Origin of the sequence: Leucobacter edaphi (genome assembly GCF_016522535.1) — a bacterium.
Lineage (GTDB): Bacteria > Actinomycetota > Actinomycetes > Actinomycetales > Microbacteriaceae > Leucobacter > Leucobacter edaphi.
In genome coordinates this window covers 141,128-153,891 of record NZ_JAEHOI010000007.1, presented here as the reverse complement: position 1 = coordinate 153,891, position 12,764 = coordinate 141,128, and the positions used below count along the sequence as shown (strand labels likewise).

Below are 12,764 nucleotides of genomic sequence, written 5' to 3'. Positions count from 1 at the left end.
CATGAACGAGAAGCCACCGACGACGCAGGGCTCGCCCGTGCCGAGCACCACGGTGCTGTCGATGCAGCCTCAACAGCAGCGCAACTCGCTCTGGCATCGCATGCTCAACAACACTGGACTCATGGCGGGAATCCTCGTGATCCTGCTCATCTTCCTGGTTTCCTACGTACTGCCCCCGCTCCTGCACCTCGACCCCTACAAGGTCGACCCGCTGAACCGACTGAAGCCGCCGTCCCCGGAGCACATCTTCGGGATGGACAACTACGGTCGCGACCTGTTCGCGCGCATCATTTCAGGTGCTTCGACGTCACTGCTCGTCGGTTTCGTCGTCGCGGTCGTGAGCGGTGTTCTCGGAACGATCATCGGGATCGCCGCCGTGTTCAACCGCGTGCTCGACGCGATCCTCATGCGAATCTGCGACGGCCTCATGGCGATCCCCGCGATCCTGCTCGCGGTGGCCCTCGCCGCAGCCCTCGGCCCGAGCGTCACAAACCTGATCGTCGCGCTGTCGATCGTGTACACGCCGGGTATCGCCCGCCTCGTGCGCGCCCGTGCACTCGCAGTGATGTCGGAGACATTCGTCACTGCGAGCACCATGCAGGGCGGCAGCGCGCTGCACATCATGTGGAGGCACATCCTGCCGAACACCATGTCGGTCCTCGTGGTACAGGCGACCTTTACCTTTGCGGAGTCCGTGATCACGGAGGCGGCGATGAGTTTCCTCGGTGCGGGCGTGCCAGCACCGCACGCGAGCTGGGGAAACATCCTGTATGACGGGAAGGCCGTGATCATGCAGGCCCCTCAGATGATCGTCATCACGAGCGCATTCCTGATCATCACCGTGCTCGCGCTCAATCTGATCGGCGACGGGCTGCGCGATCTTGTCGACCAGCGGTCGCGGTCGCTCACGGGGCGCCCGGGAATCTTCTCCCGCGTCTTCGCCATCGTCACGCCTGGCCGTTACCGGCCCGAGCTCCGCGCACAGAAGGAGGAGCGGCAATGACCGCAGAACCGAAGTACCTCCAAGGGGGCGCACCCAGCTCGGCGCCATCGCCCCTCCGCTTCGACGGCCTCACCCTCGATATCGACACTCAACAGGGCACGGTGCACGCGGTCAAGAACCTGCGCTTGGACCTCGATCAGGGTGAGATCCTCGCCATCGTCGGCGAATCGGGCTCCGGCAAGACCCTCACGGCCCGCGCGGCCCTCGGCTTGCTTCCGCCTCGCACGCGTACACGCGGAGCCGTGATCCTCGAAGGCACGGACGTCCTCACGGCCTCGCCGAGCGACCTCCGGAAGCTCCGCGGTGGCGACGCTGCAATGATCTTTCAGGAGCCTTCGACCGCGCTGAACCCGGTCTTCCGCGTGGGCTGGCAGCTCGAAGAGGGACTTCGTGCGCACGGCGTCACAAGCGGGGCAGAACGGCGGAGGCGCGCCATCGAAATGCTGCGCGCCGTCGGTATCCCGGAAGCGGAGCAGCGGATCGACGACTATCCGCACCAATTCTCTGGCGGGCAGAAGCAGCGCATCGTCATCGCGATGGCACTCGCGCTTCGTCCCTCGGTGATCATCGCGGACGAGCCGACTACGGCGCTCGATGTGACGGTCCAGGCCGAGATTCTCGACCTTCTGCGCGAGTGCCGCGACGAGTTCGGAGCCTCGATCGTTCTGATCACGCACAACATGGGCGTCGTCGCCGACCTCGCGGATCGAGTCGCCGTCATGTACCGGGGCGAGCTCGTGGAGCAGGCCCCCGTGGAGCAGCTTTTTGCTGCACCGCGCGAGGAGTACACCCGCGAACTGCTCGCCGCGGTGCCCCGGCTCGGAAGCGGGCTCGGCCCCGGAGGCGAAAAGCGGACGGCGACACAGGCCACCGTCGTGGTCGCGGAGCGCACTGACGCAGACCCCGCGAAAACGGGCCCGGCTGTTCGCCTCGCAGGCCTCGACGTCACCTACCGGTCCGGTTTCGGAACGCACCCGGTTCGCGCGGTGCAGCAGGTGAGCTTCGAAATCTCCCGCGGCGAAGTCGTCGGACTCGTCGGCGAATCAGGTTCAGGAAAATCCACAATCGGTCGCGCAATCGGAGGCCTCGAACCGGTGTCGGACGGCGTTCTCGAGGTGTTCGGGCACGATATGAGGAAAATTCGGAAACGTGAGCTGCGGGCGCTGCGCCGCCGCATTGGTTTCGTGTTCCAGGATCCGGCCGCATCGTTCAACTCCTTCATGACGGTGGGTCAGTGCGTGGCCGAGCCCATGCAGATCCACCGGTTCCCCGGGGGCAAAGCTGCGCACCGAGCCCGGGCCCTCGAACTCCTCGACGCGGTCGAACTGCCGGCCTCGTTTGCAGAACGATTCCCGTTCGAGCTCTCTGGCGGGCAGCGCCAGCGTGTCGGCCTGGCCCGTGCCCTTGCCCTGGATCCGGAGCTCGTGATCGCTGACGAGCCGACGAGCGCGCTCGATGTATCTGTCCAGGCACGGGTGCTTGAGATCTTCACATCGCTGCAGCGAGAACTGGGGTTCGCCTCGCTGTTCATCAGCCACGACCTCGCTGTCGTCGAAATGCTCGCGCATCGAGTCGGCGTGCTGAGCCAGGGAAGGCTCGTCGAGATCGGGGATACTGAACGAGTGCTCCATTCGCCACAGGATTCCTACACGCAGCGCCTCATCGCCGCGGTTCCCGTTCCAGATCCCGCCGTGCAGCGTCTGCGACGCCAAGCGGGAACAGGATCGAAAACGCCGATCCTCGACGTAAATGGAGCCTCGGAGTGACGGCGGTAACGCAGAAAGCTACGCGTTCGGCCGAGGAGAGCGCCTTGAGCGATGGGATCCGGGCCGATCTCGTGGTGATCGGCGGCCGCGTCCACACGGGCCTCGAAGGTCGCGACGACGCCGACTTGGCAGCAGTGGCGGTGAGTGGGCGCCGGATCGTCGCGGTTGGGTCCCGCGATGACGTCGCGAGTTGGGATTGCTCAGCAGCCGAGGTTGTCGATCTCGGCGAAGAGGCAACGATCACTGCGGGCTTTGTCGACGCCCACGTTCACCCTCTGTCAGGAGCCGAGTCACGCTTTCAGGCGCTCATGCTGCACGATTGCCAGACGGTCGACGAAGTCGCAGATCGGATCACAACATTAGCGGCGCAGCGCGGACCCGACGAGTGGATTCGCGGGTTCGGACTGTCCTTTGACATGTTTGTCGGCGAGGCCGTCACAAATGCTCCGTTCCGCGCGGCGTTCGGCGGACGCCCGGGCTATCTGCTGCTCTTCGACGGCCACTCCGTCATCGCGAGCGAACGCGCCCTCGAGCTCGCCGGCATCGATGGCGCCCGCGACTTCGGGAACAACGCTTCGATCGAGGTGTACCCCGACGGCACACCCACCGGCTACCTCATCGAATCGGACGCGGAACTCTTGGTCACTGACCTCTACCCTCGGATGCCCTTCGCGCAGCGCGTCGCGGCGGTTCGGGACAAGCTCGCCGAATTCGCGGCATCGGGCTATACCTCCCTGCACCAAATGAACATGGAAGAGGGCGACCTCGAGGTGCTGCGCGCCATCGAAGAGCACGGGGAACTTCCCGTGCGCGTGCGCGTCTCTCCGCTGTGGCGGGCTAGCGAACCGTGGGCGGAAACGCTTCGCCGCATGATCGATCTCCAGGGGACTGGCGGGCGGCGCTGGTGCGTCGAAGGCGTGAAGTTCATGCTTGACGGGAGCATCGACAACGGCTCGGCCTGGCTCTTCGAACCCGATACTCAGGGCGGCGGCACCGAGCCGTACTGGGTGCCGAGCGACCTGTTCACGCGCACGATCCACGCCCTCGCAGAGAGCGGCGTGCAGACCGCAACCCACGCGATCGGCGACCGCGCTGTCGAGTTCGTGCTCGACTCCGTCGCCTCGATCCCTGCTCGTGCCCCGCGGGTCACCCACCGCGTGGAACACCTCGAAACGATTCCCGACGCGCTCGTTCCGCGCTTCGCCGAGCTCGGAGTCGTTGCCAGTATGCAGCCGATCCACGCCTTCGCACTCCGCCCTGACGGCTGCGACATGTGGACGACACTGCTCGGCCGAGAATCCGAGCGAGCGCGCCACGGCTGGCGGATCCGCGATCTCGACGAGGCGGGTGCGACCATCGCGCTCGGCTCCGACTGGCCCGTCGATGAGTTCGATGCTCGCCGCGTGTTTGCGGCGAACGTGAACCGCCGCAGGTATGGCTCGGATCGCCCCGCAGTCGACCCGCATCAGGCCCTCTCCCCCGAACGCACGCTCGCAGCGATCACGCGGAACAGTTGGATCGCAATCGACCGCCCGGAGGACGGCGTGCTCGCTCCCGGCGCCATCGCGGACCTCGCGGTGTTCGCTGCCGACCCGCTTACCCTGGCCCCGGAGCGCTTCCCCGAGGCGCCTGTGCTGCTCACCGTGGTGAACGGGAGCATCGCACACCGCGGCAGCGCTCGCGCTGATGACCGCGAGGAGGCCCACCCATGACCAGCCCCGCGACGACCGGCGTGACCGTCACGCTCATTCGGAACGCCCGCTTTCTCGGGAGCGAAACCCGCTACGACCTGGGGTTGCGCGATGGCAAAATCGCGTGGGTCGCGCGCGCAGGCGAGCGGGATGGCTCTCCCGATGTGAGCGGGAGAGCGGGTGAGGCCAGGGATGCGGACGCCGCAGCGGTCCTCGACGCCGATGGTCGTTTCGTCACCTCGGGACTGTGGGACGAGCACGTTCACTTCGGACAGTGGGCATTGGCTGCCGATCGTCTCGACCTCGCGTCCGCGGAATCCGCCGATCAGGCCCTCGAACTCATTGCCGCGGCGTGCGCCAGCGCCGAGTCATCCGGAAGAGAGCGGAACGGCGGGTCCGGCCCGCAGGAGCTCGTCGCGGTGCGCGCTCGCGCCGCCTCCTGGCCGGCGCCGATCAGCCGCGCCGCGCTCGACCGTGTGACGGGCGAGCGGCCCACGGTGGTGATCGGCGCGGACCTCCACGGCTGCTGGCTCAACTCGGCCGCGCTTGCTCGCCGCGGGATCACGTCGGCCGGCGACGGTCACATCGTCGAAGACGACTGTTTCGCGCTCGTGCGCGAGCTCGATCGAATGAGCGACGCGGAACGGGACGCGCTCGCGAGCCGGGCGGCCGCGGCCGCTTCGGCCCGGGGAGTCGTGGGAATCGTCGACTTCGAGATGCGCTGGGGGCTCACCGACTGGGCCAGGCGCGAAGCGGACGGTTTCCGGCTCCTGCGCGTCGAGAGCGCGATCTACCCGCAGGATCTGGAGCGCGCCCTCGAGGAGGGGCGTCGCACGGGTGACCCCCTCGCGGACGGACTCACCAGGGTGGGCCCGCTGAAGATCGTCACGGACGGCTCGCTCGGCACGATGACGGCCTGGTGCTGCGAGCCGTATCCCGTCTCGACGGAGGAACCGGCTGCTGGATCCGGCACCGCCGCGGAGCGGGACCCGGCGTACTCGGGCCGCAGTCTCGTTCCGGGGGAAGAGCTCCGGCGTCTGATGCGCAGAGCGTCCGATGGGGGCCTGGAGCTCGCGATCCACGCGATCGGGGATCGCGCGAACGCCGAGGTGCTCGACGCGTTCGAGGAGCTCGGAATCCCAGGCATGATCGAGCACGCGCAGTTGCTGCGTCCAGAGGACATCGAGCGTTTCGGGCCGCTCGGTGTGGTGGCCAGCGTTCAGCCGGAGCATTTGCTCGACGACCGGGAGACGACGGACCGGCTGTGGCCCCGCCGCGCCGGCGACGCCTACCCTTTCGCCCGGCTTTCGCGGGCGGGAGCGAGGCTCATTCTGGGTTCCGATGCTCCCGTTGCCCCGCTCGACCCGTGGCGTGGGATCGCGGCGGCGGTCACCCGGCGACGCGGGTCGGACGCTCCGTGGTTCCCGGGCGAAAGGCTCACTGCAGACGAGGCGATCTCCGCATGCATGCGGGGAGGCCTGCGCCCGTCCCCCGGGGACGAGGCCGACCTGATCCTGCTTGACACCGATCCGCTCGCCGCCGATCCGGACGCGCTCGATCGCACGCCCGTCGCTGCGACGCTGTTGGCCGGCCGCCTCACCCACCTCGACGACGGGCTCGCATCCCGCCTCGATTTCCTCGGGTGAACACGCGCAGTCGGCAACTTTCCGAGGCGGAAAGCAGGCTGAGGCAGATCCCCCGATTGAGCGCGATTTCCGGGCCTGAGAACCTCCCGGCACGTCCGGCGAGACCCGCGAATTCGCATTGGCGCGCCGCCTAAACTGTGACCATGCACGCCTCCGAGCCCCCCAAACCCGCGAGCGGATCCGCGTCGATCCTCGCGCGGGCTGGCTCGGAATCGGACCACCCCGTCATCCGGGCACTCAAGTTCCTGCGAAACGTCCCGTTCACGGTGCTCTTCGTGGTGACGCTGCTCGTGATCGCGATCATCACGGGCACGCTCACGAGCCGTGCGCATGAACAGGACTGGTTCCTTGACATCGCAACCGGGCTGCCAGCGTTCCGGGAGGGCCGCTGGTGGACGATCTTCACCTCACCCTTCTTCATCGAGAAACCTCGAACGTTCCTCACGATCCTGCCGCTCTCAGCCTTCAGCCTCGGTTGGGCCGAACTCCGGTTCGGCACGCTCCGCACCTTCGCTCTCGCGGTCGGCGGGCACCTCGTCGGCGTGCTCGGCGCAGCGGGCATCATCGCGCTCATCGCTCAGGGAGGCTGGCCCTGGGCGGTTCGCCTCGCGCTGACGTACGATGTCGGCCCGTCCTGCGCTGCGTTCACCGCGCTCGTCTTTGCAATCGCCACGCTGCCAGCGCCGTGGCGATTGCGTGGCCGCATCGCCGTGATCCTGTGGACCGGGATCTCGGTGCTCTACCTCGGCCATCTCTCGGACATCGAGCACGCCGTCACGATGATCGTCGCCCTGATCGTGAGCGGTTTCATCCCAGCCTTCCGGCACCCGGCAGGAAGGCCTTCCGAGCGGGAGTGGCGCCTCATCGCGCTCGCCGGAATGATCGCCGTCGGCGCGATCCAGCTCCTCGACCTCATCGTCCCCTACGACGGCCCGCTGGGACACAACAATCCCACCGCCGGCGCGATCGACGTTGCCATCGACGTGATCCTGATCGCTCTGATCGCGAACGGGCTGCGTCTCGGCCACAGGATCGCCTGGTTCGGCGCGATCGGACTCGGGTCGCTCAACATCTTCGTCGGCATCTCGGCGCTCACCCTCGTCCCCTGGCTCGTCGAGATCCAGGTGGCGAGCTCGCCCTTCGAGATCGTCGCGCTCGTCCTCTCCCCCACCATCCTGTGGGCCGCTCTCCTCGTGCTGCTCATTGCGGCGCGCGGCGCCTTCCGCGTGCCGCTCAGGCGCTCCCTCCGGAAGCTCGCGGCGCCCCCGCTCTCGCGCGACGAATACATCGAGCGCCTCGAACGCTTCGGCGGCGGCACCATCTCCTGGATGTCGACCTGGGAGGGAAACCAGAGAATCGCCGTCGGCCGCACCCTCCCCGCCCCCGAGCTCGCGACGACGACCGGAGCGAACCCCCTTCCGACCTCGACGAACCAGCACCGGATCAGGGACTTCCTGCACCGCCGCCAGGACGGCCCCGCCGGTGCGATCGCATATCAGGACCACGCCGGCGTCGCGATCGCCCTCGGCGATCCGATCGGACCGGAGGGAGACCTCGGCGAGGCGCTCGCCGACTTCGCACGCGCAACCGAACGCGCCGGACTCGTGCCGTGCGTCTTCTCGGCGACGCAGGCGGCCTCCGACGCACGGCCGGACGGCTGGCGCTCAGTGGTGGTCGCCGAGGACACGATCGTCGACCTCCCCGAGCTGAAGTTCCAGGGGAAATCCTGGGGTGACGTGCGCACCGCGATCAACCGTGCGGCGCGCGAGGGCATCGAGTTCAAACTCATCCGGCTCGTCGAGGCGCCGTGGAGCGTGCTCGCTCAGGTGCGGGCCATCTCCGAGCAGTGGTCGGGCGACAAGGGCCTCCCCGAGATGCGCTTTACCCTCGGCACGGTCGCCGAGGCCCTCGATCCCGAGGTGTGGATCGGCATCGCGGTCGACGCCGAGGGCAGTCTGCACGGCGTCACCTCCTGGCTCCCCGCCTACGGGCCGGCCGACGCGGACGGCTCGGCGCGCATCGTCGGTTGGACGCTCGACCTCATGCGCCGCCGCGACGGCGGCTTCGGCCCGGTCATGGAGTTCCTGATCGCCTCCTCCGCGAAGCAGTTCGCCGAGGAGGGCTACCAGTTCGTGTCGCTCTCCGGCGCTCCGCTCGTGCGGCCCGCTGATGCCTCGACGGGCCCGGTGGAGCAGGTGCTCGAGCAGATCGGCGCACTGATCGAGCCGCTCTACGGGTTCAAGTCGCTGCACCGTTTCAAACAGAAGTTCAGCCCTCGCGCCGAGAGCCTGTTCCTCCTCTACCGCGACGAGGGCGACCTCCCGCGCATCGGCATCGCCCTGACGCGCGCCTACCTCCCGGACGCCACCCTCCGCGACCTGCTCTCCACAGCCGGGCCGGGCGGCAGGGGCGAACGGTCACGCGGCGCGGGCGCGAACGAGCAGGCCAAGCAGTGACCGCGCCGGAGGAATCAACGGGAAACACCCCTGTTCGCCAGAGCAATCGGCGCGAGATCACCGCGCTCGTCCTCACCACGATCGGCGAGGTCCTCGGGGCCGCAGCCCAGATCGGCCTGATTTTCATCGGCGCCGGCATTCTGTGGTTCGAGACCGGTCCGAACGCCATCGCGGCCCGTCTGCTCTGGTGCATCGTCGCGAGTGTCTACCTCGGCGCGACGGTGCTCGCGCTCAACGTCCTCGCGCGCTCTCCCGCACCCGACAACGTGGCGACTCGGATCCTCGTCGGACACCCGGTCTCCCGTTTCCTCGCGACGCTCGTCACCTTCGGTTCGAGCCTGATCGGCCTCTCCGTCGCCCTCGAGCTGATCTCGAAACTGGGCAGGAAGCAATACGAACCGCTGGACGAGGCCTCGGCCGTGTGGGCGATGCTGCTGTCTTGGGCGCTGTTCAACTGGGGTTTCGCCCGCATCTACTTCTCCCGGTACCATCGGGCGTCCGAGATCTCCCTCGAGTTCCCGAACACTCCGAAGCCGAAGCTCGTCGACTTCGCCTATTTCGCGTTCACCAACGCCACCACGTTCGCGGTCTCCGATGTGAAGGTCCTCACGACCCGAATGCGCTGGACGGTCGTGTGGCACACGTCGATGGCCTTCTTCTTCAATGCCCTGATCATCGTGCTCACGATGAACGTGATCGCCCAGGGCCGCCTGCTCTCGACGCTCTTCGACTAGGCGTTCCGCCCACGGCGGAATCGAGATGCATCCCGTGCGCCTCCGTGCCGAAGGGGCTACGATTGAGCCAGTGTTCCGGGGTCGGTGAGATTCCGAACCGGCGGTGAGAGTCCGCGAGCCGCGCTCACGCGTGGTTGAGCAGGTGGAACTCCTGCACCGACGGTGATGGGCGCCCGCGCTCGAGTCCGGATGAGAGGAACGCGAAGCCACGCTCGCTCGTGGCCGTTTGCGAACCCCGGATTGATGAGAACGGCGGATCGCATGCTCGAGCGGAGGCTCCTCGAAGAGGCCATGCGCCGCGCGCTCGAACTCGCGGAGCGCGGTCCGGCGGACAACGCCAACCCGCAGGTCGGCTGCGTGATTCTCGATCCCTCGGGGCGGATCGTCGCCGAGGGCTGGCATCTCGGATCGGGCACCCCGCACGCCGAGGTCGACGCGCTCGCCCACCTCCCCGCCGAGTGGCGGAGCCGCGCCGGCGAGCTGACGGCGGTCGTGACCTTGGAGCCCTGCAACCACACCGGGCGGACCGGGCCCTGCGCTGTTGCACTCGTGGACTCCGGGATCGGCCACGTCGCCTATGCGCTCTCCGATCCGGGTGATGCCTCCTCGGGCGGCGCAGAGACGCTGCGCGCCGCTGGCGTCGAGGTGCTCTCCGGCATCGAGGCGGCTTCAGCGGAATCCCTGCTCGCCCCCTGGTTCGAGCGCGCAGCGCGCGCGGCAACCGGTGCCGACCAGTCTCTGTCAGACTCCGCGGCAGCGGGAGGCGCTGTCCGGCGCCCAGCCCCGCGCCCCCGCGTGATCGCGAAGTGGGCCCAGACGCTCGACGGCCGCGCCGCCGCTGCCGACGGCACGAGCCAGTGGATCACCGGCGCTGAGGCCCGCGCCGACGTGCACCGCCGCCGCGCCGCCGCGGACGCGATCCTCGTCGGCACGGGCACGCTCCTCGCCGACGATCCCGCGCTCACCGCGCGAGACGCGGAAGGCGGCCTGCTCGTTCCCCCGGCCGAACAGCCGATTCCCGTCGTGCTCGGGAGACGCGACATCCCGGCGGGCGCGCGAGTGCTCGCGCATCCCGCGCTCTCGGGAGCGGCCGCATCCGGATCCGGAACCGGCGCTGCTCCCGAAACGAGCTCCCCGAACGTCCCGGCCGCGCTGCTCGCCCCCGCCGCCCCCGCCGCCCCGATCCGGCTCTCCGGCGAGAACCTCGAGGCCGACCTCGCGGAGCTCGCATCCCGCGGGTTCGAGAGCGTCTTCGTCGAGGGCGGCCCGACCGTCACGAGCGCCCTCATCGCGGCCGGCCTCGTGGACGAACTCCTGATCTACGTCGCGCCCGCCCTGCTGGGCGGGCCGCGCCTCGCGCTCGGCTACCTCGGCATCCCGTCGATGTCGGGAATCCGGCGCCTCACCGTCTCCGGAATCGAGCGACTCGGTTCCGATCTACTCATCGAGGCCGTGTTCGCCGCGGCCGGGGAGGAAGCGTAATGTTCACTGGACTGATCGAGGAGATTGGCGAGATCGTGTCGATCGAGCCCGTCGGCGATTCGCTGCGGCTCACGATCGCGGGGCCCGTGGTGACGAGCGACGCCGTGCACGGCGCATCGATCGCGGTGTCCGGTGTCTGCCTCACCGTCATCGAGCAGTCAGAAACACCCGATGGGCGCGGCACGTTCGCGGCCGACGTGATGGCGCAGTCGATCAGGATGTCGACGCTCGGCGAGCTCGTCCCCGGGTCGCGCGTCAACCTCGAGCGGGCGATGCGCGCCGACGCGCGGCTCGGCGGCCACATCGTGCAGGGCCACGTCGACGGAACGGCCACGCTGCTGAGCGCGACCCAGCACGACGCCTGGCGGACCCTGCGCTTCGCGATCGATCCCGCGCTCGCCCCCCTCGTCGTCGACAAGGGATCCGTCACGCTGTCCGGCGTCTCGCTGACCGTGTCCGCCGTCTCCGACCCCGAGGCGAGCGACCCGTGGCTCGAGGTCTCCCTCATCCCCGAGACGCTCGTCGCGACGATCCTCGGCTCCCTCGAGCCCGGCGATCGCGTCAACGTTGAAACCGACATTCTCGCCCGCCACGTCGCACGCATGCTGCGCTTCGATGAGGCGCGCACCCCGAACCCCACCGGCGCCGCCGGCCGCACCGAAGGAAACCCCGCATGAGCACACCCGGAATCGCCTCCATCGAGGAGGCCGTCGACGCGATCCGCGCCGGACGGCCCGTCATCGTCGCCGACGACGAGAACCGCGAGAACGAGGGCGACGTCATCCTCTCCGCCGAACTCGCGAGCCAGGAGTGGATCGCCTGGACCGTCCGCTGGTCTTCGGGCCTGCTGTGCGCACCGATGACCAACGAGATCGCGAACCGCCTGGACCTTCCGATGATGGTTGAGCGGAACGAGGACGTGCGGTCAACCGCTTACACGGTCACCGTCGACGCCGCGGAGGGCGTCACGACCGGGATCAGCGCGCACGATCGCGCCACGACCCTCCGGGTGCTCGCGAGCGCGCAGTCCGCCCCCGGCGACGTGCACCGGCCGGGCCATATCCTGCCGCTTCGAGCGGTGGACGGCGGCGTGCGCGCCCGCGCCGGCCACACGGAGGCGGCCGTCGAGCTCATGCGGCTCGCGGGCCTGCGCGAGGTCGCAGCGATCGCGGAGATCGTCGCCGAGGACGGCGAGATGATGCGGCTCCCCGGCCTCATCGAGCTCGGCGCGCGCGAGGGCGTTCCAGTGATCACGATCGAGCAGCTCATCGCATACCTGGAGGAGCATGCGCCGCTCGCCGGCTCCGCCTCGTCTGCCACTGCGGGGTCCGAGAAGGCCGCGAACGCGGCACGCTCCGCCGCGCGTCGCGTGAGTCTCCGCGCCGACACCCTCCTCCCGACCGAGCACGGGGAGTTCCGTGCGATGGCCTTCCGCGACCGCCGCGCCGGCGTGGATCACCTGGCACTGGTTGCCAGAATGCCTGATGGCAGCCTTCCTGGCCCCGAATCTCTTGTGCGCGTCCACTCGGAGTGCATCACGGGCGAGGCCTTCGGCTCGCTCAAGTGCGAGTGCGGGCCCCAGCTCGACGCGGCGCTCGACATCATCAGCGACCGGGGCGGCGTCCTCGTATACCTGCGCGGGCATGAGGGCCGCGGAATCGGCCTTGCCAACAAGCTCCGCGCCTACCAGCTGCAGGAGCAGGGCCTCGACACGCTCGACGCCAACATTCAGCTCGGCCTCCCCGCCGACGCCCGCGACTACACGGCGGCCGCCGAGATCCTCGCTGAGCTCGGCATCTCCAGCGTGCGTCTCCTCACGAACAACCCCGACAAGGTCGCCCAGCTCAGCGAGCACGGCGTCGAGGTCACCGAGCGTGTTCCGCTGGTCGTGGGCGTCAACGAGATCAATGAGGGATACCTCAACGCCAAGCGAGACCGCATGGGGCACGAGCTCCCCGAGGACATCCGCGGCGCCTAAGACCGAAC

9 protein-coding genes and 1 riboswitch are annotated in these 12,764 nt (G+C 68.7%); all 9 genes read left to right on the top strand.

The features are described from left to right. The first annotated feature begins 1 nt into the window (after nucleotide 1). The 9 genes from JD292_RS08870 (at nucleotide 2) to ribA (ending at nucleotide 12,756) form a co-directional block, all read left to right on the top strand. Nucleotides 2-1,003, top strand: coding sequence for an ABC transporter permease (locus tag JD292_RS08870; protein WP_200132385.1), 1,002 nt, complete (start codon nucleotides 2-4; stop codon nucleotides 1,001-1,003). Then, nucleotides 1,000-2,769 (top strand): dipeptide ABC transporter ATP-binding protein, encoded by a 1,770-nt coding sequence (locus JD292_RS08865; protein ID WP_200132384.1) that lies wholly within the window; start codon nucleotides 1,000-1,002, stop codon nucleotides 2,767-2,769. The genes JD292_RS08870 and JD292_RS08865 overlap by 4 nt, the downstream gene beginning before the upstream one ends. A gap of 44 nt (nucleotides 2,770-2,813) precedes the next feature. Beyond that, the gene (locus tag JD292_RS08860) at nucleotides 2,814-4,481 is read left to right on the top strand and encodes an amidohydrolase (protein ID WP_200132383.1); all 1,668 of its coding nucleotides are present in this window, start codon (nucleotides 2,814-2,816) and stop codon (nucleotides 4,479-4,481) included. Continuing rightward, a complete protein-coding gene (locus tag JD292_RS08855; RefSeq protein ID WP_200132382.1) occupies nucleotides 4,478-6,106 on the top strand; it encodes an amidohydrolase in 1,629 nt (542 codons plus the stop codon). The genes JD292_RS08860 and JD292_RS08855 overlap by 4 nt, the downstream gene beginning before the upstream one ends. A gap of 143 nt (nucleotides 6,107-6,249) precedes the next feature. Then, nucleotides 6,250-8,562, top strand: coding sequence for a bifunctional lysylphosphatidylglycerol flippase/synthetase MprF (locus JD292_RS12185; protein WP_233613885.1), 2,313 nt, complete (start codon nucleotides 6,250-6,252; stop codon nucleotides 8,560-8,562). Then, nucleotides 8,559-9,296, top strand: coding sequence for a DUF1345 domain-containing protein (locus tag JD292_RS08845; RefSeq protein WP_369411208.1), 738 nt, complete (start codon nucleotides 8,559-8,561; stop codon nucleotides 9,294-9,296). Before JD292_RS12185 ends, JD292_RS08845 begins: the two co-directional genes overlap by 4 nt. A 67-nt stretch (nucleotides 9,297-9,363) precedes the next feature. After that, a riboswitch (FMN riboswitch) is annotated at nucleotides 9,364-9,501 on the top strand. Between the two features lie 56 nt (nucleotides 9,502-9,557). After that, nucleotides 9,558-10,778: a dihydrofolate reductase family protein gene (locus JD292_RS08840; RefSeq protein WP_200132381.1), complete on the top strand. Its 1,221-nt coding sequence runs from the start codon at nucleotides 9,558-9,560 to the stop codon at nucleotides 10,776-10,778. After that, nucleotides 10,778-11,455 (top strand): riboflavin synthase, encoded by a 678-nt coding sequence (locus JD292_RS08835; RefSeq protein WP_200132380.1) that lies wholly within the window; start codon nucleotides 10,778-10,780, stop codon nucleotides 11,453-11,455. Before JD292_RS08840 ends, JD292_RS08835 begins: the two co-directional genes overlap by 1 nt. Then, entirely contained in the window at nucleotides 11,452-12,756 is a 1,305-nt protein-coding gene (gene ribA, locus JD292_RS08830; RefSeq protein WP_200132379.1) for a GTP cyclohydrolase II, read from the top strand. Before JD292_RS08835 ends, ribA begins: the two co-directional genes overlap by 4 nt. Nucleotides 12,757-12,764 lie beyond the last annotated feature (8 nt).